This is a genomic window from Moraxella sp. CTOTU46711 (assembly GCF_031975715.1).
Classification (GTDB): Bacteria; Pseudomonadota; Gammaproteobacteria; order Pseudomonadales; family Moraxellaceae; genus Faucicola.
In genome coordinates, this window is the sequence record NZ_DALYMP010000001.1 from 100,170 (window position 1) to 122,994 (window position 22,825).

Below are 22,825 nucleotides of genomic sequence, written 5' to 3' on the forward strand. Positions count from 1 at the left end.
ATATCGGTTTTTTTTATATCCTGCAATTTGACCGTTGTAGAACGTACCTAAGTGTAAAAAATCAGATTAGGGGGTTTAGTCACCCCGCCCATTAATTAGCGAAAGTGGAAATAGGAGCCTTGTGCGTTGGGCGAATGTGAAAGCGAGTAGCACAATCTACTTGGCTTGCAATCTTAGCGATGGGGTTGCAGGTCTTTTTTATTTAAGGAGCGTAAGCATGGCGAAACTTACGCCAACCAAACCAAAATCAAATGCCGGAAGACCAACCAAGTATCGGTCAGAGTTCGCAGAGCAGGCTTACAAGTATTGTTTACTTGGGGCGGATGATAAAAAGCTTGCCTATCTTTTTGAAGTTGACGAGTCAACAATCAACCGTTGGAAAAAAGACCATAAAGAATTTTGCGAGTCCATAAAAAAGGGTAAGGAAATTGCTGATGCTGAAATCGCATCAAGCCTATTTCACCGCGCCAAAGGTTATTCACACCCAGAAGATAAGATTTTCAATAACCAAGGCGTTGAGCTAGTTGTCCCAACCATCAAACATTATCCGCCAGACACAACGGCGGCCATTTTCTGGCTTAAAAATCGTCAAAAAGATAACTGGCGTGATAAGCAAGAAGTTGACACCAACGTCAACATGAATATCAATAATTTAACCGACGACGAATTGGATGCAAAAATTCAGGCACTGATGAATGGTAACTCGTGATAAAAAACTTGAGCTATTGGCATTGCTTGAAGAAAAGCGCAGACGCGATGACGTATATCGCTATAAGCAGTTTGGTGAAAAACTCTATCCAATCCAACGTGAATTAGTCAAGCGCACTACAGATTACAGCCAGGTGTGTTTCATGGCAGCTAACCGCGTCGGTAAAACCATGACCGGTACTTACATGGATTCTATTCATGCACTTGGTCATTATCCCGATTGGTGGGATGGTTACGCATTTGATCATGCGCCGCTAATTTGGTTGCTTGGCTATTCTGGTGAAAAATGTCGCGACCTTTTGCAAAAACCTATCTTTGGTAGGCGCGATGATAGCGGCTGGATTGGTGGATTAATTCCACCTGAATACATCCTTGACCACGAATCGATGACAGGTACACCAAACGCGATGCGAACCGTGTATGTGCGTCATGGTGGCGGTGGTGATGTCCAACATGGCGTTTCAACGGTGCAATTTTGGTCATATAGCCAAGGTCAGCACGCTTTGATGGGTGACAGCGTTGATTGGTTTCACATCGACGAAGAGCCGAAAGACCAAACGATTTACCCACAGGTGCTAACACGTACCGCAACAGGTGACAAAGGTAACGGCGGACGCGGCATTTTGACGTTTACGCCTGAGAATGGTCGCACCGAGTTGGTTGTCCAGTTTATGGATAATCCTGCAACTGGGCAAATTATGCTTAACGCCGGTTGGGATGATGCGCCCCACTTGAGTGAAAGCGTTAAGCAGACATTGCTTGAATCCTATCCAGCGCACCAACGTGATATGCGTACCAAAGGTATTCCGATGCTTGGTCATGGTCGCATCTATGACTTAAGCGAAGAATTTATTACGTGTGACCCATTTGAAATACCTGATCACTTCATGCTGATTGATGGCATGGACTTTGGTTGGGACCACCCACAAGCGCAGATTCAGCTAGCCATAGATACCGAAAACGATATGTTTTATGTGACGCATGGTTGGAAGCAGCGACAAGTTTCACCCGATCAGGCTTGGACAGCGACAAAATCATGGTCGAAAGACGTACCTACCGCTTGGCCACTTGACGGACTCCAAACTGAAAAAGGCTCAGGCAAACAGCAAAAAGCCTACTACAAAGAAGCCGGATTTAAAATGCTTGGTGAGTATGCCACTTGGCCAGATGGTTCCAATGGTGTTGAAGCTGGCTTGCTTGAAATTCTTTTGTTGATGCGTGCGGGTAAGTTTAAAGTATTTGCGGGCTTGCGTGATTGGTTTAATGAATTTTTGCAATACCACCGCGATGAAAAAGGCAAAATCGTTAAGACAGGTGATGACTTGATGGATGCGACACGTTACGCCTATATGATGCGTCGTTTCGCTATCCAAAAAGGCTTGGTCGGTAAGCAAAAAGTTAAAGCGATACCAAAACCCCTTAAGAAAGGCTGGATGAGTTAATGAGCGATAAAATATTAGACGAAATCAAAACGCGCTTGAAATATGCTGAGGACTATTGGCAAGAAAACTATCAGCGCGGCGTTGAAGATAAAGAGTTTGTCACAGTCGAAGGCGCACAGTGGGGCTTGCATGAAGTCCAAAAGCGCAAAGATGATGGCAAGCCTAGCCTTGAGTTTAATATGTGCCGTGCTTATTGCCGTCAACAAATCAACACCCAGCGCCAAAACCGACCACAAGCTAAAGTTGTGCCAGTCGATAACGGAGCGGACGCGGACAAGGCAAACCTCATCGAGGGTTTAATCAAAGACACCGAAGAAGCCACGGACGCAGAATCCGCATACGATACAGCCGCAGAAAATGCCGTGTATGGCGGGCTTGGCTTTTATCGTTTGGTCACTGATTACGTCAGTGAATTATCATTCAACCAAGAACCAAAGTTTATGCCCGTGCAAAACCCTCATGCGGTTTACATCGACCCGTTGAGCCGTGCGCTAGATGGTTCAGATATGACGTGGGCAATCGTGGGTGATTGGGTCAGTAAAGACGATATCATCGAGCAGTATGGCAACGATGCTGCCGTTGACTTTGAGGATAGCAATTATTCAGACTGGTACGATGACAGCGATAAGACATTACGCATTGTCGAGTATTTTAAACTCGAAGAAGTCAAAGACACGCTATGGCTACTGACTGACGGCACGTCAAATTATAAATCTGTGTTGGCTGAACAATATGGTGAAGCTGAAAATATCCTGAAAAACGCGGGTATTTTACAAGCGACACGCCCAACGACACGCAAAGAAGTGAAGTGGTACAAAGTTTCTGGCGCAAAAGTGCTTGAAGAAAATACCTTCCCTGGTCGATATATCCCCATCGTGCCTGTCTATGGCGAAGTCACTTGGGTGCAAGAAAAGCGGTATATCTTTAGCTTGGTGCATTTTGCCAAAGACCCACAGCGATTATTCAACTACTGGAAGTCAACTGAAGCGCACATTTTGCAGAAAAACCAAGATGACATTTTGGTGGTTGATGCCGAGGGCGTGGCAGGACATGAAGAACAATGGAAAGACCCTAGCAGCTATTCAGCTGTTTATTATAACTATGCTAATGAGCTTGGCGACCAACGTCCTGCTCCATTTCGCATGGGTGCAGCTCAACCGCCAGTGGGCGTATTAAACGCAGCTGAAAGCGCAAAACAGGGCATTACTGACATTCTCAATATGCACGCGCCAGTGATGGGCGGTCAAGGTAACGAAACGTCAGGCGTGGCAATCGGTATGCGTCAACGTCAGTCTGAAACTGCCCAATTTCATCTACAAGACAACTTAAACAAATCAATTCGCCACGGTGCAAAAATCTTGCTTGGGCTTTATCAAGCACTCTACACCGTGCCGATGGTTAGACGCATTGTCGGTGTCGATGGTGAAAGCGAGCAAGTCAAACTGTTTGAAGAAACCGCCAAAGGCGTGATGGCTGATGTGACCGTTGGACGTTATGACGTACGCATGGATACGGGACCATCGTTTAATACGCAGCGTGAGCAAAACTTTGCGCTGATGATGCAGCTTTTGAGCATGAATCCGCAGTTGTTTAGCCTAATTGGTGATATCTTGCTGCAAAACTCACCACTGCTTAATGCCAAAGAGATTGCGGAGCGTATCAAGTCAACGATGCCGCCACAGCTCACAGGCAAAGAGCAGCAAATTGACCCCGAGCAAGCCAAAGCGCAAATCATGCAGCTTGACCAGTTGGTGCAAAAAATGACCGCTGAAATCGAGCAATTGCAAGGCTTGGTCAATGACAAAGATGCGGATAGACAGCTTGAGCTGGTCAAAATCCAACTGCAAGCGGAAAAAGACATCCGAGTCGCACAAATCAATGCTGAAAGTAAAGCCGATGTTGAGGAGTTAAAGGGCGTTGTGTCGCTACTCACTCAGCACATGGGCAACTTGCAAGCGGTTGAGCAAATGGTGCCACCTGAATGGATGGAAACCGAAGAATACGACCAAGAATTACCCGAACATGAATTACCCCCGCAGCATGAGATGGCCGAGCCGCCACCCATGCCAAGCGAAAACATTGAGAACCCTGCCGAATCCGAGCAGGGTTTTTTAATGCCTGAAGAAACGGCTCAAAACTTCGCCCCTGAATCTGACCAGTTTGGGGATAGCGTATCGGTCAATGATATGGAGCAACCCAATGCAGACGATGGACAATATTGATACTGACAACGTGGCAACCGCTGACACGGAAAATACTAGCGCAGATAGTCAAAGTATCGAACAGCCACAAGCCGAACCCGAAGCGGTTGAACAAACCGAAGAAGAAAAGGCAGAACAAGCCAAGCAAGAACAGGAAACTGAAAAGCAAAGCCGCTCGCAAAAGCGTATTCAGCAGCTCGCTCGTGAAAAAGCCGAACTACAACGTAAAGTAGCCGAGTATGAGCAAAAGCAATCAGAGCCTAAAGCGTCTGACGCGCCGAACATCGAAGATTTTGACGATTATTCGGAGTATCAAAAAGCGCAGCAGGAATACTATGTTGCCCAAGCTGAACAGCGTGTACTTGCCAAACTTGAAGCTGAAAAAGCCCAGCAATCACAGGTCGAACAACAAGCCGAATTTGAAACTGCTATCAGCGAGTTAAAAGATGGCGGTGTTGATGTAGATGGATTGATGGCGAAGGCTAATACATTACCACCGCTACCCATCACGCTTGACCAATTCGGACTGTCCGCCAAAGACACATTAAGTCTAGCTGCTGAACTACTGCAAAACGATGATTTATACATCGAGTTGTCACAGCTAAACCCAGTGCAAGCAGCGGTCAAAATAGGTCAGATGATTGCAAGCAAACAACCGTCAAATGCTGCACCCGCTAAGGTACCAACGGCTCCACCACCCATTAAACCCGTTACCGCCAATGCGCCCGTTGCTAAAGACCCTAGCAAAATGTCTGACGATGAGTGGTATCGACAAGAATCCCAAAAACGAAAAGGTAAATAATTTATGGCAAATCAAATCTTAACCCACCAAATGATTGCGCGTGAAGCGGCTAAAATGCTTGAAGAAGAAGCGCCGTTTTTAGCAAACATCAACAAAGGTCGCCAAGACGAGTTTGGCACCGACACACAAGGCTACAAAAAAGGCGATACTGTCACTATCAAAATCCCAACCGCGGGTAAAGTGTTTGATGGTGCCGTGTTCGCAGGTGGCGGCTCAGGCACTGACGTGGTGGAAGATAAAGTCAACTTGACGCTTGACACCCAAAAGCACGTTGCATTGCAGTTTGGCGCCAAAGAGAAACTGTTAAACATCACTGACTTCAAAGAGCGCATCTTGCGTCCACAAATGCAGACCCTAGCGTCCGTGGTTGAAGCTGACTTGATGATGCGCGGCGTGATTGGTACACCCAACCAAGTAGCGATGAATTTGGCAGGCTCAAACCCGTCTAATGCTTTGGCATTGGCACGCGCTAAGCTAAACCAATACTTAGCGCCAAAAGGCGACCGCAATGCGTTAATCACCAGTACCGCGAATGTGGCGTTAAGTGGCGAAGTATCTCGTATGTGGAATCCAACCAAGACCAGTGAAAAAGCCTATATTGACGGCTTCGTGGCGAATGCGTTTGGTCAAGATATCTTTGAACATCAATCCATCCCTGTATTTGCCAATGGTACAGCCGCAGGTATTACCGTGTCAGGTGCAAGTCAAGGCGGTAGCACATTGACTATGGCGGCTTCAACCGCTGGCACGTTAGTACAAGGCACAGTGTTTACTATCGCTGGCGTTAACGCTGTCCATCCGCTTACTGGCGTTGATATGGGTACATTGCAGCAGTTCGTGGTTAAAGAAACCAAAACAGTTGGTTCTGCAACCGCAGTAAGCATTTATCCTGCTATCAACCCACTTGCACCAAACAAAACCGTTACTGCTTCACCTGCCAATGGCGCGGCTGTCACTGTGGTGTCGGTCAATGGTCCACAAAACTTGGTATTCCACAAAGACGCGTTTACCGCAGCATTTGCACCACTGCCAGTTTTGGCAAGCTGTGAAGGCTACACTGCACGTCTGCCAAGTGGCGTAAACGTGCGTGTAATGACGTTTGGCGATGGTAACAACGATATCGAGCGTACCCGTATCGATGTATTGTATGGCTTCCAGACTGTACGTGGCATCCATGCAAGCCGCGTAACGCAGTAATCACATTAACCCATAAACAGGCGGCTTAGGTCGTCTGTTTTTATTTGGATAAAAAATCATGAAAAACCACGGATACAAATTAGGCGTTATCTCAGCAATGGCTTTAGCGGCAGCTTTACCAGAGCGAAAACTTACCAAGGATTTTTTGGAAAGTGAAATTGGTAATGTTGAGTATGTACGCATTGGCGAAAAAACCACTCATTGCACCATCACCACCAAAAGCGGCTTTACCTTTACTGGTGAAAGTGCGTGTGTTGACCCTAATAACTTTGACCAAAAAATTGGTGAAAAGTTTGCCTATGAGCAAGCATTTGAAAAAATGTGGATGCCGTATGGGTTTTGGCTGCATAAAGCATTGGCTGACCATGATAACCGATTGCAGCCACCAAGCGATGATAACAAAATTGAAGCGCAGGATTGGATGATTCCAGATGATGCGACATTTAGCTTTGGTGATGCGGTAGAGATATTAAAAAAAGGCGCTCGCGTGGCGCGTGAAGGTTGGAATGGCAAGGGTATGTTCTTGTACTACGTTCCTGAAAACAAATACCCTGCTAGTCGCAATGAACACGGCACGATGGTTGGTGTGTTTGAAGATGATATGGTGCCGTATGGTGCGTATATCGCTATGAAAACAGCCCAAAACAACGTGGTGCCTTGGCTTGCCAGTCAAACCGATGTACTAGCAGAAGATTGGCAAATTGTGGAGTAAAAACGATGGAATACCCCAAAGCATTATACCTTGGCGATACCGTCACGCATGAAATGGTTATCGTCCAAGATGAAGGCGAAGAAACCCAAGTCCGTGAGCATGGCGCGGTGGATTTTGGTGATTTACCAGAAGGTGAAGTGATTGAGCCGGTAGAGAATGACGAACTACCTGAAGCCTATGCCAATGCTATGGCACGGATTGCGGAGCTTGAAACCGAAGTACGCGGCTATCAGCTGAAAGATATGCAATCCGATGAGCTCAAAGCGATTTTGACTGAGCGTAAAATCGAATTCGGCAGCCGTGACAGCAAAGACACGCTTTTAAAATTGGTCATTGAATCGGAATAGTATGGTAAAATAGCTTAAATTCAATGGAGTTTAGGCTATGAATAAATTTCCTGTCACTGACAGCATTATCGGACTTTCAGCAGAAAACGTAGCGGATTTAACATATTCAGCGGCTATCGACTATCAAGGCAGAAGATACATTGCTGAGTCTAAATACTCTGAGCAAGAAGCTAGATTTTTTGCTATAAATGAATTTTTAAAAGAGTACCCAGAATTAACAGATTTGGTAAATGGAAAACTGCAAGAAGTTAAGCATAAGTTAATTGATGTGGGTGGTGCAGCAGCTTTTCATTTAGCTAACGATGAAAAATATGATGCACCGCTAGGCTCATTCAGAAACGAACAACTAGCCGAAAATATTAAAATGAAATACTACAACGACAAGTTGTAGCTGAGATTTTTAAACACAAGAACCTAGCCTAATCGCTAGGTTTTTTTATGGGTGAAACAAAATGAACGTCAGCAAAATCGTATCAGCCGCATTAAAGCAATTAGGCGTATTGGCAGCCGGCGAAAATGCCAGTGGCGAAGAAATTGCTGACGCGATTGAAGCCTTACAAGATATTTTAAGTCAGTGGGCTACGCACAAGCTGTATGTCCACAAAGCCACCACAATCACCATTCCATTGTCGAAAGGTCGCAATACTTACCTTGTTGGCAAGATTGAAGGTGATTGCTGTGAGTATGAATTAACTTGCTGTGGTGAGCTGCTTGCCCGTCCAGACGTTGCCGCAGAAATCGCTAGCATCTCAGATATCGCTTGGCTAGATAGTGAAGCAATCACTTTGGTACGTGATACCAATGACAGCAAATACGCTGGCGTGACCTACCAAGTTGATAACCCGAACTGGTCATTTATCGTTGATACCGATGGCGGTGAGCTTAAAATCAAAGCGTTTACCTTGCCATTTGACCTATGCCCACACGATGAATTACACCTGCCAAAGCAGTATGAGCGGGCTTTAAAACTGACCTTAGCTATTGAGATTGCCCCAATGTTTGGGGTCGAGCCATCGAGCGCATTGGTGGTCAATCAGCGCAATGCCATTAACTTGCTCAAACGCTCAAATATCACCCCATTGTATGTCAGCAACTCAATTAATATCGGAGTAGGTAATCGTGGCTGCACTTATTGATATCCCTATTGTAGGGCAGTCTTATCACTTGCAAGATTGGGCGATTGACTGCCAGCGCACACTTAATCTATATCCGCAGGTCATTGAAAGTGGCAATACGCAGTCAGTGAGCGCACTGCTACCCACTGAAGGACTGGTAAAACGCTTTGAATTTACCGGCGCAATTCGTGGGCTTTATACCCTGCCTGACCGTTTTTTGGTGGTGGCTGGCACAGCATTGTACGTTGTCAGAAATGACGTATCACAGCGAATAGGTGAGATTAGCGGCACTGACTTGGTGACGTTTGCTGATGACAGTGTGCAAGTGATGATTGTCGGTGATGATGCCTACCGCTACAAAATAGCGGATAACAGTTTGACCAAGCTACTGATTAACGATGATACAGGTTTTTTTGGTGCATCATCGGTGACGTTTTTAGACTCTCGGTTTATTTGGTCAGTGCCTAATAGCGGCAAAATACAATGGTCAAACTTATTAAGCACCACGACAACCGCGCTAAATTATGCCACGGCTGAAGCGCAAAGCGATAACCTAGTGCGTGTGATAGCCAGTAATGGGCAATTATGGTTAATCGGTGTCAAAACCACTGAAATTTGGAATAGCACAGGCTCGCAGGACTTGCCCTATCAGCGTACCAGTGGCGCATATATCCCAGTAGGCTGTGCGGCTAAAGACTCCGTTAGTGCGTTTGGTAGTAGCTTGATTTGGTTATCACAAACCGAACACGGTAACGCGCAAATAGTCATGACGCAAGGCTACCAAGTCAGCCGTATTAGCAATCATGCTATTGAAAATGAGCTTGCCAGTTACGCGCAGATTGATGACGCCTATGCGTTTAGCTATCAGCGCGAGGGGCATAATTTTTATGTAATTAGTTTCCCCACTGCCCAAAAAACATGGGTGTATGACGCGGCAACACAAATGTGGCATGAGCGCAGTTTTTACAATGCTGAAACCTTTAGCCACGAACATCATCGCGCTAACAGCCATTGCTTTTTTGATGGTGAGCATTTAGTCGGTGATCGTGCCAATGGGCTTGTGTATCGATTATGCCCAAACTGCCAAACTGATAATGGCAGCTTAATTATGCGTGAGCGCGTCACACCATGTTTAAACCCACAGGGGCAGCGCCTTGTTTTTGATGAGGTTGAGCTAATTGCCCAAGTAGGGCAGGATGATAATGCCAAGCCGCTAATTATGTTCGATTGGTCAGATGATAAAGGGCGCACCTGGTCGAATGATAGACAAGAAAGCTTAGGCGGTATCGGTGAGTATAAAAAACGGCTTATTTTTCGCAGACTTGGCCAGTCATTTAACCGCGTTTTTCGCGTTCGCATGACCGATGCGGCAAGATTGATTTTATTGGGCGCAAAAGCAAAGGTGAGATAAATGCCACAGATTCCCCGCGTATCGCAAGTCCCAATTATTGAGCCGATGTATACCAATGGCGTGATGAACCCAACATGGGTGAGATTCTTTGAGAAACTAGCGTCAATGCTCAACACAGGCGATTTGGCGGACTTGCTCACTTTATTGCAGCTATCAAGCCAACTGCCAACACAGTCGCTAACAGGGCAAATGTTGCTAAATATGTCTAATACCCAGTTTGATACAGTGGCATTGCCAGTTGTGCAGGCTGAAACTATGCCGATGGTTGCTGTATCTGTAAACCCATCACCCACTTTTGATATGGTCGCTATGCCAACCAGTGAGATTATTGCCCCATGATTCGATACCTAAACCCATTCAAACCGCAAAGTCTAGTTGCAGATAATAATATTGCTTATGTCGTGCCCGGGCTGTCAGTTGCACAAATTCGCGCATTAACATTTCACAACGCCACAGAAAGCCCGATTAGCATTGAGGTGTATTTAGTACCCGCCAGTGGCTCAGTGCAAGCATCTAATCGCTTGATTAAAAAAACACTGGGCACCAATGAAAGTTATCTTTGCCCCGAAGTTATTAATCATGTGCTTACCGAAGGTATGCAAGTGGTGCTTGTGGGGCAATATGCCAATGCTACGCTATCAATCATGGAACAGTCTGTATGATAACCATTAACCGCGAAAAATGGGCGGACTGCATTAATGAGCTTATGCCGCTATGTCAGCAGGTTTTTGCGTTAGAAGAAGCGCGTTTTACTGGCTTAAAACTCGATTTTGACACAGAAATGTATCACGCTGTTGAACGTTGCGACCGTTTTCATTGCTTGGTGATGCGAGAAAACGGTAAGGCTATTGGTTTTCACTGGTTATTTACCACGCCAATGATGCGGCATAAAGGTTATGTGCACGCACATACCGATGCGATTTTTGTATTGCCTGAACATCGCAAACACTCAGCAAAACTACTCGAATACTCAACGCAGTATATCAAAGAGCGCGCCAGCTTTTGGACGCTCGCAAATCTACAAGCCAAAGATAATAGTAAGCTTTGGCAGCACAAGGGTTTTGAGTCAATCGAAACGATTATGTTTAAAAAATTAGGGGAATAATATGTCATTTGTTACTGATTTTGTCGGCGATGTCATTGGTGACATAACAGGTGCTAATAAGCAAGCGAAAGCCGCGCAAAATGCGGCAAAAACCCAAGCAAAGGCAGCAGATAAAGCTAGTCAAATTCAAAAAGATATGTTTGAGCAGGTGCGAAGTGATTTAAACCCCTATCGCACAGCGGGCAGTGACGCACTGGCGCAGTTAATGGGCGGCATGGGGCAAAATGGTCAGTTTATGAAAACCTATTCAGGTCAAGATATTTATGATGACCCTAGCTACCAATTTCGCGTCAATCAAGGCAATAACGCCATTCAAGGTGGTGCGGCAGCACAAGGCGGCTTATTGTCGGGGGCAACGCTTAAAGCTCTGCAAAACTATGGTCAAGAGTCCGCGAGCCAAGAGTATCAAAATGCTTATAATCGGTTTAATGCTGACCAAACCAACCAGTACAACCGCTTGTCTAATTTGGTAGGCATCGGGCAAAATGCGGCAGCTCAAACAGGCAGCGCAGGCACACAAACCGCGCAAGCGATTGCAAACAACACCATGCAAGGTGCTAACTCACAAGCAGCAGGCACGATTGCAGCGGGTAATAGTGTCGCTAATGGTTTTGGGTCATTGCTTGGTTTGGCGGGCACGGCTGCAAAATTCTTCAATCCAGTAATTTGAGGTGAGTTATGTTAGACCCTAGTATCATCACCAATGGGACGATTAATGCCCAAACTCAGCAAGCCAATAACATGACTATGTTGGGTGACTTAGGCGGTGCATTTGGTAAATTACTGCTTGCCCGTCAAATTAACGACATGAATCAAATGGCAACACCTGAGGAAGAAAAGGCATTTGCCCAAAAACATAAGCTATTTGCCCCGCAGCTTATGCAGCAGTATGATGATAATCGAGCGGCTGAAGCCAAAGCCATGCGCGATGGCTTAAAGTTTGACGCAGAATTGAATAAAATTTATGCAGATACCGCGCAAACTTATGCCCTGGGCCGCAAAAATGATGCAGACGCAGGCAAGTCAACCGCTGAAGGCAAAAAGGTCGGTGTTGAGACCACAGGGCTTGATATTGACCAAAACGCCAAACTTGACTCAATGGTATGGGGGTCAGTGCTAAACGGCGGTAAAAACGCAGGCATTGCACAACTTGAGATTCAAAAGTCCCGCGGCTTGATTGATGAAGCAACTTATAATCAAAAGCTAGGATTGATTAACAATCTACCCGCTGACCCCGCGCAAGCACAGAAATATGCGTTTGCTATGTATAAGGGGATTCAAGACCCGAAATACAATCTTACCACAGCGGACCAAGTATTACAGTCAAACACACAAAAGTATGTGTCTGATAACTCGCTTGAGGGTACGAAATACGCCAGTGATAATAGCCTTGCGGGTACAAAGTACGCCAGTGACAACACATTAGAGGGTACAAAGTACTCAAGCGATAATTCACTTGAAGGGACTAAATACACGGCTAATCAAGCCACGTATCGCACTCAAGCAGAGATTGATGCTGCCAAAAAACAAGGCAAGCAGCAGCTAATCAATGGTTTGGTTTACACCGTTTACCCTGACGGCACGGCAGACGCTTTTATTGACCCTAGAACTGGGCAGCAAGCAACATCACTGGGCGATGGTAGCGGCAATAAAAACTCACCGCAGCAAGACATTAAACGAGCGCAAAATGTGCTATCACTTACCCAACAAGCCGAGCAAATCTTGTCGAGCGGCAAGGCTACAGGTAGCGGCATTGGCAGCCTATTGGACACTGGCGCAAGTTGGTTTGGTGTGTCAACTGAAGGAGCGCAAGGCACGGCACAACTTAGTACGATTGCGGGTCAACTTGTTTCAAATATGCCAAGAATGGAAGGCCCGCAGTCTGATAAAGACGTGGCGATGTATAAACAGATGGCAGGTGATTTGAGCAATGCAAGCTTGCCAGTTGCTACACGCATGGCAGCATTGAGACAACTGCAAGCACTCAATGAAAAATACCTAAAAAACGGCACAGGCGGATATCCTGCCGCATCTGCCCCGCCTGAAAGTATCGCTGCACCCAAAACGCCAAGCGGTAAACCAAGACCACCGTTATCAGCTTATGGATTTTAAATTATGGTAGCTAAATTGCTTGACGGCACCCCAGTCAATGTCGGGGTGTATAAAGCCTATCGCAATGCAGGATTGTCGCACAATCAAGCGATGGCAATCACGGCTGAAGTTGGGCGCGAAAATAGTTTTAACCCAAGTATTCTATTTGGCACGCATACAGACCCAGCCGCCAGTAAAAATGGCGGTGCCATTCGCAATGTCGGTATGCTGTCGTGGAACCAAGGGCGTGATACTCAAGTTCTAAACTATATGCGAAATGCTGGTGTACTAGGTCAGCAGAGCCAAGCCAACCTAAACGCACAAGCAGCGTTTTCTGTGCGTGAAATGTTGACTGGCTACAAAGGAAAATTACGCAACTTTCTAAATAATCCGAACGGTAGCCCTGAACAGTTCGCTCAGGAATTAGGGAGGAATTACATTGTTTGGGCGTATGGTCAAAATACGATACGCGGCAAAGGTGGTGGACGAGTACCTTTTAACTGGCAGAAACACGATGCGCGCCGAAGAAATTATCTATCTTCTCTCGCTGGTATGCTTGGCGATAAAAGTTATACACCCCAAAGCGGCGGGCAAGCTGCACCGCAAGGCATTGGCAGATTCAATGTCGCTGATTTGATGAAACAGTCTGCCCAAAAGCCGCAACCATTGGGTAAATTTAACGTGGCAGACTTAATGAAGCAAACACCGCAAGCGCCGCAGCCGTTAGGTCAGTTTAAGGTATCAGATTTACAAGCTCAGCCGCCAGTGCAATCTCAGCAAGGCATTGGAAAGTTTAACGTGGCGGACTTGATGAAAGGTGGTGGATAATTGTTGCTTAATTCTTAATAAATGAATTATAGTTGGTAAAAATTAATTTATTAAGAGATGGTTAATGAAAGGCACAATATTTAAAATCATCGGATATCTAATAGCATTCCTTATTTTCTATACCATAGTATCTGCGATGAAAGATAATCCTTTTCTTTTGGCGTTGGCAATCGTTCTGTTGTGGTACTCGGTAGATAAATTGCAAGGAAACATGGATTTAAGGATTAAAGAAGAAATCCGACTTGAGCAGAGAATAAAGGCACTTGAAGACCGTACCAATTCTTTAGATTGGAAAATCGAACGAGTTGAAAACAAAATCGACAACTAAGCTATATAACTACCTTTTACGACCCGCCAAGTGCGGGTTTTTTATCGCCCAAGGAAACTACATGGCAATCTCTAAAGAAACCCAAGCGAAAATCAACGCGGCACGCAAAGATGGCTATAGTGACGCAGAGATTTTTGCCCACTTGAAAAATAGCCCAAAGTACAAAAACCGCTTTACCATGGCGAAAAAAGACGGCTACACCGAAGGCGATATAGCCCAGCAATTAGGATTAAATATCACTATCACGGTCAAACAGCCTGAACAGCCAAAATATGAAAAACCGTCATTTTTGGCAGACGTTGGCGCAGGCATGGATGATGTATTTAGCGGTATCAAGCAAGGCGCACTGTACTTAAAAGATGGCGTTACTGGCGGTAATGACTACGAAAAATTTACCAAAGAAAAAGCCGATGAGAAAGCCTTTTATGAAAAAGCGCGAACAGAGTCGGGAGCAGGCACTAACTTTGGGCGTTTTGTTGGGCAAACCGTAGCAACATTGCCAGCTGCCGCATTTGCCAAAGGCTATCAAGGCGTCAATGCTGCAACGAAAGCGGGTAGAGTGGTGCAAGCCGCAGGCGTTACGGGTCAAAATGCGTTATCGGGTGCAGCAGCAGGCGGGGTGATGTTTGCCAAAGACGCAGATGAGCGATTGAAAAATACTCAGTATGCAGCGGCAGGCGGTGCCATTGGTGGCGCAGTCGCCCATCCAATAGGTAAAGGCATTGCTAAGTTAAACACTAAGCTATCGCCCAATGCGTCAAGCCGTGCGTCTGCTAGACTGGGTGCAACGATTGACGACCAAATTGAGATTGCGCTAACTTCTCGCAATATTCGCATGGGTGATTTGTCCGATGATATTTTGCGCGGTTTGCGTAAAGATGTTGGCGCAGCGTTGAAGTCTGGCAAGGCGATCAATAAAGAAGCCGTGGCGCGTAAAGTGGTGTTTGATCGTTTGGGTATTACACCCACCAAGGCGCAGCTTACAGGCGACCCTAAGCTATGGAACAAACAAGCTGAACTTGCCAAAATTCACGGTGCAGGCGACCCATTGCGCGACAAACTTATCCAAGACAATGAAAAGCTATCTACCCTGATGGATGATTTTGTGACCAAGGCAGACGGTCAAGCCATTGATCAGTATGGTGCGATGAGTAAAGCCGTTGACGCACTAGACAATCACAATGCGACCATGAAGCAGCAAGTCGGGCAAATGTATGACGCGGCTAAATCAGCGCAGGGCAATGATGTGCTACTAGACGGCGCAGGATTTGCCAATGACGCGATTACGCGCCTTGATGCAGATTATGCTATGTCAAGCCTACCGCAAAACGTGCATAAGCTAATCAAAGATATCGGCAACAACCCCGATAAATTCACACTGGGAAAATCAGAGGAATTTATCAAAATCCTAAACCGTGAGCACAAGGCAAGTTTGCAGAATGGACAACCCACAAGCACCACTCATGCTATCGGTGTGGTGCGCGATGCACTAAACAAGCGGCAAGAACAAGCCATGCAAGGATTGCTCACCCAAGGCAACAATGACGCCGCTCAAATGTATAACCTTGCTCGCACGGCTCACAAAATGCGCGTTGACCAAATTGAAGCCAATCCACTGCTAAAAGCCGTAGCAAAAGGCGAACAGCCTGACAAGTTATTTAATCAGCATATCTTAGGTGGCAATGTGGCTGAACTTGAAAACACGGTGAAATTACTGCGTAGCGTTGACGCTCAAGCGGTCAATGACATTCGCGGGCAAGTTGCCAAGTATATCTATGATAAAACTTTTAGTAGTTTAAATGGACAAGCAAGTCCCAAAAATATGGCTACAGCGTTAAAGCAAATCGGTGATAGACGACTGAATATCTTGTTTTCCCCTGAGGAAGTGGCAAAGCTAAAAGATATCGGCTCGGCAATGCACTATCTGATTACTCAGCCTATACAGAGTAATATCAATAACTCCAATACCGCCTCGGCTGCCCTAAATATGCTTGGGGGTATCTTGAATAAGCCTGGTGTACGCCTTGCGCTATCGCCGCTCAAAGACGTGCAGGACAGTGTAAAAGTTAACCGTGCGTTAAAAGGTTCGGTAGCCAGTGACGCAAAAGCGTCAAATGATATGTTAGACAATATCTTGTACGGTGAAGAAGAAAAGAAACTCATCGACATACTGACCAAACTCGGTGTCATTGGCGGTGCCAATACTGCCAAGTAATAGCAAGCCACTCAACAAACCACCCTAGCGGTGGTTTTTTATTATCTAAGGAAAAATTATGGTAAAAGCAGTCACCCCAATACCGTTTGTAAAGGCACGTTTCTTTGACCGATGCGGCAAGCCGTTGACAGGTGGGCAAATATATACCTACGAAGCCAACACGACCACACCAAAGGTAACTTACAAAGACCCCTACGGCTTAACGCCCAACACCAATCCGATTATCTTAGATGCGGCGGGTGAGGCAGATATTTACCTCGATGGTACTTATCGCATCCGCATTACAGATCGCAACGATGTATTGGTCAATGATGTATCAAAAATCGGCTCGTGGTTTAGTGACAATTTGCAAGACAGTCTTGATAATGTATCATCTGCAATGGGGGAAGCCCTAAAACCAACATTGCAAAATCTTAATGATACAGTGGATGCCGCTCAAGTGGAAGTTAATCGTAGAGTGTTTTTGTTAGATGGTGCCATTGCAACGGCTGCAGCAGCAGGGGCAGGGGCAAACGGTTGGACTGCGTTACTTGTCGCAGACGCAAGTGGCATGACTCAACAGCAAGTCAATGATAAAACTGCTATTTTTTATAATAGTGTAGCTGACATGGTTGCAGACACGAAGTTAAAAGCGGGTAAAGCGGTCATCACGCACGGCTACTACACGCCTAACGATGGTGGCGGTGCGCGTTATTTAATCAAAGATACACCAACAGATTACTCAATTCCTGTTGCCAATAACTTACACGCGGTATTTGCTGATACTTTTGATATTCGTAAGTTCGGCATACAAAACAATATTGAGCTGAATCAAGACGAAAATCTGCTGCGTATGAGAAACTATGCTGATAGTAGGGTTTATACAATAGATTTCTTGAATTACAAAATTATGACTCCTAAGCTGAATCCAAGCATTAAAAATAGAAGTTATGTACGGGGACTTTGGTTTGAGTATGCTCATCACTATAAAAATCTGTTTATAGCGCACGACAAAACAAGACGATTAAATTTTGGTGATAACTTACTAGTCTTTTGCCCGTCAATAGACCCAAAGCAAGTTCAAAATGTAGTGTATGAAAATATTACTATGGATTGTTGGTCAGACAATCGACAGGCATTTACAGATAATTACATTGGTTTTTATGACGGCTGTTGTCATGGCATCTTTATACATCCAAAACAGGATTGGGGTGCTCTCAAGCCATATTTGAATGCTAAAAAGACGTCAAACTACAATTTTGAGTTCAAAAATATCCACTTCGCGTCATCGGCTTATAGTTACAACATTACGCAAGCAGGTGTTCGTGCGAATACAGTCAAAGCAACAAATATTACAGGGGATTGCATTGTTGGTATCAACCTTGACACCTGTAATTTTAACGCTGATTTAGTCCGTATGAATGTTAGACTCGATTTAATTGAATCAGGAAGATTGATGGTTCAAGATGTTATTCACTACGAGCCAGAAGCAACAGGTCAGATTGACGCAGGAATTATCTATGAGTTTGATAGTATTGTTTTAAATCGTTGTTCAGCAATTCTCAACGGAGACCAAGTAGGTCAGCTTTTATGGGTTTCTCCTACATCCATAATCAAGGTTGGCGAGGTTAAGGTTACGCGGTCTAGTGGGGTTGTTGAGCTTTGTGGAGGTACAACAGGGGTTTCTGAGTTCGATAGTGTTCTTATTGAAGATTGCTTGAAAGATTTTTGGCTAAACGTGTATGGTAGAAATGATACTTCAAGAACAAAATTCAACAGTATTGTTCAAAGAAGGGTATCAAATAAAAAAATTACAGGTAACACTCTTCATCCATCATCAATGATAAAAACTGATATTAATAATTGTATTTACGAGTCATGTGAGTTGTTTGATGGTAACGGTGTAACAGAGAGTTTTGTACTATCTCCTACGATAAAACTTTTAATGTTGAAAGACTGTGAATTAATGACATCCAGTCAAGTTGGAAAATTTAATCATATTATTTGTGACGAGCTAGTGATTGATAATCTAAAAAATCCGCAAACTCCAAGTGTTTATGCGCCATTTCGTTTTCTCAGAACGCCTAAAGTGACAGTAAAGAACAGTACGCTTAAGAACGTATTTAATATGCAGTTTATATACGTGGATGCTACAGGTTTTACTAACTTAATCTATGATAATGTTAAATTTGAGCAGGGTGGGTTATATGCAGAGATATCAGGGTTTGTTGATTTCATAAATTGTGAGTTTAATGGAACAACACTACCTAATACCTCTTTGGGTCTGGCAAGTTGGAACGGTACAAGGACTTTAGAAAGTTCGTTTAGTAAAAATACGGCTAAACAGTTATTCAAACAACAATATACTTTAAGTGCTGTATCCATTCCTGCAAATGGTAAGTATTATGCAACGTATAGCGTCAATGCGATTGCAAAATATTTCGATGTTTCGTTACTTAATGCAGAATCCGCAATTCTGACAAAATGGTCACGCTCTGGCAACTCACTCATTGTCTGTTTTGAAAACACAACTGCGAGTGCAATAACACTAACAAACACTGTCATTGTTCGGCAATTTAACTAAGTTTTGTTTTTCAAAGCAAGTCGATAAAGATTGGTGTGTATAACGATACTCACATTTAAGACCCTAGTGTAAAAGCTAGGGTTTTTCATTTTTAGGGGGCGATATGCCAAAAGACTTAACAGTAACAGCCTTGGCAATGTGGGGGCTGTTTGCATTAGGGGTGATTGTCGGTACTTGTTACTGCTATTACTCTGATAATCACATTGATGAAAAACTTGGGGTCAGCAAAGGTAAAGTCAAACTAAGCGCCGCTATAATCAGCGGCGTTTTTTTATCCCTGCTATCTATCAAAGTAGCCAAAATGGAAATACCAGGTATCGAGCTTGCCGCGGTAGCTGCATTTTTGGCAGCTAGTGGTCAAACGGTGGTAGCAACATTGGTCGCATTGCTACCGGAAATGATGTCTAAAAAGTTGCGTGGTGCAATGGGTATTAAAGAGGAGGATGTGCAGTGAACTTTATCGTCACAAAACAAGGCGCGTTATTTGCACTGATGCTGATTGTTGCATTATTTGCTTATATCTACATCACCTCGCCGATACTTGATTTTATCAAAGTGTTTGGCTGCTCACTGTCTTTGCTACTTTTTCTGATTGCGATGCAAGCACGGCTTTGCAAGCACATTGATACAAAGCAGCTTGGCGCTGATTGGGCGCTGCTGTTTGTCGGAGCGTGCGGACTTTCGTTTTTCGTATTCTTTTGGGATTTGTCGGCTGGCTGCGTTAGTAATAAAGCGTGGTGGGCATTAATCATTGGCGTGCTGTGCCATGCAATTGGACTGGTATTTTGGTACGGGCAAAACTTACTTAACAAAAAACGCAAAACCGCCAAATAGGCGGTTTTTTTATGGAGAAAAGCAATGAAAACAAGTAACAAAGGTAAAGCGATTATCAAGCAATACGAAGGCTTTAGAGCCAAACCGTATTTATGTCCAGCAGGTGTGCCTACTATTGGCTATAGCGCGACATACTACACCGATGGGCGCAAAGTGACGCTAAGAGATGCGCCGATTAGCGAAGCGGATGCAGACAAGCTACTCGATAAAATGCTTGGCAAGTACGAGGATGCAGTCAATCGCTATGTGCAAGTGCCAATTACCCAAAATCAGTTTGATGCGCTAGTCTCATTTTGCTACAACTTGGGGCAAGAGAATTTACGCAATAGCACGTTACTCAAAAAAGTAAATGCCAAAGATTACAAGGGTGCAGCCGACCAATTCCTACGCTGGAATCGTGCAGGGGGCAAGGTATTAGCAGGACTTACCAAACGCCGCACTGATGAGCGCAAGTTGTTTTTGTCTTAAAGAAAATAATCATCACCACGGCTTTTACTCTCCAGCCGTGCGATTTTTTCTCTCAAACAAAGTAGCCGGTTTTCAAGTTCGTCGTCCGCGAGCTCTGCCACCATCTTATCGCCAATCTCAAGGTCGGGATTGGTGGCAAGGTGGTACAGGGCTTCGGTGATGATGCGATAGTCTAAGTTGTCGAGTTGCATATCAGTAAAGCCTTTCAAGACGTCTTTTTTCTTTGGTATATAAGTGTGAAGTCAACACAAAGTATCCAATGAAACCAAAAACCATTATACCTAATCCTGTCAGTTCGGTATAAGTAGCAACAAAATTTGCCAGCAAATCAAAGCTACTAGCAGCTTTGGTTTCTGATAGATTTCTTGCCATATTAATTAAAATCGTACCGATGACCATGACTAGCACTAAAAAAGCCATGGGCCCATAAAGAATAGATGATTTTCTATCAGTTATTTCACAGAATGTCCAAAATTCATCTTTAAGTTTTTCAAACATAGTCAATTCCTTTAACTTATTACTTATAAAATTTATTAATAACATCTTCTTGCGTCAATCCAGCTTCCGCAAAGTACACTTTCTCAATTTCATTTAATGCTTCACGAATTTCACGTTGGCTGATTTGGATATATTGTAAAGTCACATCGTCACTGGTCTTGCTATCTTGGTGATTGAGCAATCGCTTTAACACAGGATAATTCATCGATAGGCGATTGGCCACCGAAATAAATGTGCGTCTCAAATCATGTGGCGTAATGTATAGACCAGCTTTGCCACTGATAACTTCATAGCTTCCGCCCAAGTCTTTGACATGATCATCAATCCGTTTTATCTGTGACGGGAACACCCAATTGCTGCCTTGGGCAAATTTGGCGCGATGTTTCATTAGTGCCCAAAGCATATCACCCATTGGCAGCGGATAATCACTGCCATTTTTTGTATCTTTGAATAAAATCTTACCAGTCTTTAAATCGATATCCGACCATGCCAGTGTTTGAGCTTCGTTGAGCCTTACGCCAGTTAGCATAAACACAAGCATAATATCACGGGCATTGTGAGAGTAGGGCGCCTGTCTATGTGACCATCTATCGATATGCTCGAGCACGGCCTTTAAAAACTTGCCCAAGTATTCTTCTTCGACGTGACGCTTTTTAGGTTTAATCGGATTCCAGTCTTTTTTGACGTTAAGAATATTGATGGGTTGTTCTTTGATGATAGGTTCTTCATCATCGTCGAGAAAAGAGTGACGGCAATAATTCCAAACCGACCTAAGTACACGCATACTGGCATTGGCTTGCGCTGGACTATCTTTTGTAAGCCTAGCATGGCGGTCACTAATCATTGATTTGGTGATATCGTTAATTGGTAAATCGAGCCAATCTTTAAGCAGTGTTAATATTTGGCGGTCATAGGATTTAATCGTTTCATCGGTCAGTGTCTTTTTACTTTTAAAGTACTCATAGCATTCTCTGAGTGTTGGTACCGTGGCGGGGGAATCACTTTGCTTTTTATTGGGGTCAATGCCTTGGACCAAGTTACTGATAATTGTGACGGCTTTTTCTCGGGCTTCAGTCAGTGTGATAAGCGATATGTCAGATATGACAACTCGGTGCAGCTTGCCCGCCACACGTTTATTGACTATATAAGTTTTTCCAGACTTGCGGACAAACACGGCAAAACCAGCTAAGGATGAATCTTGGTAGATTTTATCTTTACCGTCGTACTTAAGATTATCAATGAATGTTTTAGAGAGTTTATTTGCCATGGAAATATACTACATGTGACTACATGGCAAGTATATTAATCCATTTAAAAAGGCTTGTAAAAGTATACGGATAGTATACTCGACAGCGAAAGACGTGTGATTTAGATAGCTTAAAAAAGGTAAATTTTGGGCATTAAAAAACCCCTGATATCAGCATTATCAAGGGTTTCAATATATGGTGCCCGGGGCCGGACTTGAACCGGCACGCTCGTAAGAGCGAGGGATTTTAAATCCCTTGTGTCTACCAATTTCACCACCCGGGCAGGGTAGTCACAGCACTGACGCTTGGCGTCGTGTGGTGTCTGTGTCAGAAGTGGGTGCTATTATAATCAGTTTTGTTAACTTTGCAAGCAATTTTTTACGATATTTTTTCGCGTTTATTGCTGACTCATAATAACAAAATAATAGTACCGCAAAATGAAAATGGAGGCTGAGGCCGGAATCGAACCGGCGTCCGCGGATTTGCAATCCGATGCATGGCCACTGTGCTACCCAGCCATTTCATTTAGGTTTGCTATGATAGCAAAAATTTTTAAAAGTGCAAGGACTTTTTTAGCCATTTGAGCGATGTAATGAAGGATTTTAAAGGGTGTTTAACCGATAATTTGGCGGTTAAACATTTTCAATGGATGTTATCACGCCGCAAAATCGGTTAAAATAACGCAAATTTTTTGCTAACCGACTTTTTGTTGA

25 protein-coding genes and 2 tRNA genes are annotated in these 22,825 nt (G+C 44.4%); 22 read left to right on the forward strand and 5 right to left on the reverse strand.

All coding sequences use genetic code 11. The features are described from left to right. Nucleotides 1-217: 217 nt before the first annotated feature. The 22 genes from RTJ53_RS00470 to RTJ53_RS00575 all read left to right on the forward strand — a co-directional run bounded on the left by RTJ53_RS00470 (nucleotide 218) and on the right by RTJ53_RS00575 (nucleotide 20,367). Complete coding sequence (locus RTJ53_RS00470; RefSeq protein WP_312275367.1) at nucleotides 218-709, forward strand: hypothetical protein; 492 nt, start codon at nucleotides 218-220, stop codon at nucleotides 707-709. Then, nucleotides 696-2,150 carry a phage terminase large subunit family protein gene (locus RTJ53_RS00475; RefSeq protein WP_312275368.1) on the forward strand — a complete coding sequence of 485 codons (1,455 nt, stop codon included), beginning with the start codon at nucleotides 696-698 and terminating at the stop codon, nucleotides 2,148-2,150. The genes RTJ53_RS00470 and RTJ53_RS00475 overlap by 14 nt, the downstream gene beginning before the upstream one ends. Beyond that, complete coding sequence (locus RTJ53_RS00480; protein WP_312275369.1) at nucleotides 2,150-4,372, forward strand: portal protein; 2,223 nt, start codon at nucleotides 2,150-2,152, stop codon at nucleotides 4,370-4,372. The genes RTJ53_RS00475 and RTJ53_RS00480 overlap by 1 nt, the downstream gene beginning before the upstream one ends. Beyond that, nucleotides 4,350-5,153, forward strand: coding sequence for a flotillin family protein (locus RTJ53_RS00485; RefSeq protein WP_312275370.1), 804 nt, complete (start codon nucleotides 4,350-4,352; stop codon nucleotides 5,151-5,153). Before RTJ53_RS00480 ends, RTJ53_RS00485 begins: the two co-directional genes overlap by 23 nt. Before the next feature lie 3 nt (nucleotides 5,154-5,156). Next, entirely contained in the window at nucleotides 5,157-6,350 is a 1,194-nt protein-coding gene (locus tag RTJ53_RS00490; protein WP_312275371.1) for a P22 phage major capsid protein family protein, read from the forward strand. A gap of 58 nt (nucleotides 6,351-6,408) precedes the next feature. Beyond that, nucleotides 6,409-7,062 carry a Gp49 family protein gene (locus RTJ53_RS00495; protein WP_312275372.1) on the forward strand — a complete coding sequence of 218 codons (654 nt, stop codon included), beginning with the start codon at nucleotides 6,409-6,411 and terminating at the stop codon, nucleotides 7,060-7,062. Between the two features lie 5 nt (nucleotides 7,063-7,067). Further along, nucleotides 7,068-7,409: a hypothetical protein gene (locus RTJ53_RS00500; protein WP_312275373.1), complete on the forward strand. Its 342-nt coding sequence runs from the start codon at nucleotides 7,068-7,070 to the stop codon at nucleotides 7,407-7,409. 37 nt (nucleotides 7,410-7,446) lie between these two features. Next, entirely contained in the window at nucleotides 7,447-7,800 is a 354-nt protein-coding gene (locus tag RTJ53_RS00505; RefSeq protein WP_312275374.1) for a hypothetical protein, read from the forward strand. Between the two features lie 61 nt (nucleotides 7,801-7,861). Beyond that, nucleotides 7,862-8,545: a hypothetical protein gene (locus tag RTJ53_RS00510; protein ID WP_312275375.1), complete on the forward strand. Its 684-nt coding sequence runs from the start codon at nucleotides 7,862-7,864 to the stop codon at nucleotides 8,543-8,545. Further along, complete coding sequence (locus RTJ53_RS00515; RefSeq protein ID WP_312275376.1) at nucleotides 8,529-9,935, forward strand: packaged DNA stabilization protein; 1,407 nt, start codon at nucleotides 8,529-8,531, stop codon at nucleotides 9,933-9,935. The genes RTJ53_RS00510 and RTJ53_RS00515 overlap by 17 nt, the downstream gene beginning before the upstream one ends. After that, entirely contained in the window at nucleotides 9,936-10,274 is a 339-nt protein-coding gene (locus RTJ53_RS00520) for a hypothetical protein (protein WP_312275377.1), read from the forward strand. It begins immediately after the preceding gene. Further along, nucleotides 10,271-10,597, forward strand: coding sequence for a hypothetical protein (locus RTJ53_RS00525; RefSeq protein ID WP_312275378.1), 327 nt, complete (start codon nucleotides 10,271-10,273; stop codon nucleotides 10,595-10,597). Before RTJ53_RS00520 ends, RTJ53_RS00525 begins: the two co-directional genes overlap by 4 nt. Continuing rightward, the gene (locus tag RTJ53_RS00530; RefSeq protein WP_312275379.1) at nucleotides 10,594-11,040 is read left to right on the forward strand and encodes a GNAT family N-acetyltransferase; all 447 of its coding nucleotides are present in this window, start codon (nucleotides 10,594-10,596) and stop codon (nucleotides 11,038-11,040) included. Before RTJ53_RS00525 ends, RTJ53_RS00530 begins: the two co-directional genes overlap by 4 nt. A gap of 1 nt (nucleotide 11,041) precedes the next feature. After that, a complete protein-coding gene (locus RTJ53_RS00535) occupies nucleotides 11,042-11,710 on the forward strand; it encodes a DNA transfer protein p32 (protein ID WP_312275380.1) in 669 nt (222 codons plus the stop codon). 8 nt (nucleotides 11,711-11,718) lie between these two features. After that, a complete protein-coding gene (locus RTJ53_RS00540; RefSeq protein WP_312275381.1) occupies nucleotides 11,719-13,152 on the forward strand; it encodes a hypothetical protein in 1,434 nt (477 codons plus the stop codon). Between the two features lie 3 nt (nucleotides 13,153-13,155). Beyond that, nucleotides 13,156-13,959 carry a phage tail tip lysozyme gene (locus tag RTJ53_RS00545; protein ID WP_312275382.1) on the forward strand — a complete coding sequence of 268 codons (804 nt, stop codon included), beginning with the start codon at nucleotides 13,156-13,158 and terminating at the stop codon, nucleotides 13,957-13,959. 136 nt (nucleotides 13,960-14,095) lie between these two features. Continuing rightward, a complete protein-coding gene (locus RTJ53_RS00550) occupies nucleotides 14,096-14,287 on the forward strand; it encodes a hypothetical protein (RefSeq protein ID WP_312275383.1) in 192 nt (63 codons plus the stop codon). A gap of 61 nt (nucleotides 14,288-14,348) precedes the next feature. Continuing rightward, nucleotides 14,349-16,502, forward strand: coding sequence for a hypothetical protein (locus RTJ53_RS00555; RefSeq protein WP_312275384.1), 2,154 nt, complete (start codon nucleotides 14,349-14,351; stop codon nucleotides 16,500-16,502). A gap of 58 nt (nucleotides 16,503-16,560) precedes the next feature. Further along, nucleotides 16,561-19,065, forward strand: coding sequence for a hypothetical protein (locus RTJ53_RS00560; RefSeq protein WP_312275385.1), 2,505 nt, complete (start codon nucleotides 16,561-16,563; stop codon nucleotides 19,063-19,065). Nucleotides 19,066-19,168: 103 nt separating this feature from the next. Continuing rightward, nucleotides 19,169-19,519, forward strand: a complete 351-nt coding sequence (locus tag RTJ53_RS00565) for a hypothetical protein (protein ID WP_312275386.1) — start codon at nucleotides 19,169-19,171, stop codon at nucleotides 19,517-19,519. Then, on the forward strand, nucleotides 19,516-19,899 hold the full coding sequence (locus RTJ53_RS00570; RefSeq protein ID WP_312275387.1) for a hypothetical protein: 384 nt from the start codon (nucleotides 19,516-19,518) through the stop codon (nucleotides 19,897-19,899). Before RTJ53_RS00565 ends, RTJ53_RS00570 begins: the two co-directional genes overlap by 4 nt. A 24-nt stretch (nucleotides 19,900-19,923) precedes the next feature. Continuing rightward, complete coding sequence (locus tag RTJ53_RS00575; RefSeq protein ID WP_312275388.1) at nucleotides 19,924-20,367, forward strand: lysozyme; 444 nt, start codon at nucleotides 19,924-19,926, stop codon at nucleotides 20,365-20,367. Here the strand turns inward: RTJ53_RS00575 and RTJ53_RS00580 are convergent. The 5 genes from RTJ53_RS00580 to RTJ53_RS00600 all read right to left on the reverse strand — a co-directional run bounded on the left by RTJ53_RS00580 (nucleotide 20,364) and on the right by RTJ53_RS00600 (nucleotide 22,630). Then, on the reverse strand, nucleotides 20,364-20,558 hold the full coding sequence (locus RTJ53_RS00580) for a hypothetical protein (RefSeq protein ID WP_312275389.1): 195 nt from the start codon (nucleotides 20,556-20,558) through the stop codon (nucleotides 20,364-20,366). The two genes, RTJ53_RS00575 and RTJ53_RS00580, sit on opposite strands and share 4 nt — an antisense overlap. A gap of 1 nt (nucleotide 20,559) precedes the next feature. Next, complete coding sequence (locus tag RTJ53_RS00585) at nucleotides 20,560-20,865, reverse strand: hypothetical protein (RefSeq protein WP_312275390.1); 306 nt, start codon at nucleotides 20,863-20,865, stop codon at nucleotides 20,560-20,562. 19 nt (nucleotides 20,866-20,884) lie between these two features. Further along, the gene (locus tag RTJ53_RS00590; RefSeq protein ID WP_312275391.1) at nucleotides 20,885-22,132 is read right to left on the reverse strand and encodes a tyrosine-type recombinase/integrase; all 1,248 of its coding nucleotides are present in this window, start codon (nucleotides 22,130-22,132) and stop codon (nucleotides 20,885-20,887) included. 176 nt (nucleotides 22,133-22,308) lie between these two features. Continuing rightward, nucleotides 22,309-22,395 (reverse strand) — tRNA-Leu (locus RTJ53_RS00595). Nucleotides 22,396-22,556: 161 nt separating this feature from the next. Further along, nucleotides 22,557-22,630 (reverse strand) — tRNA-Cys (locus RTJ53_RS00600). Nucleotides 22,631-22,825 lie beyond the last annotated feature (195 nt).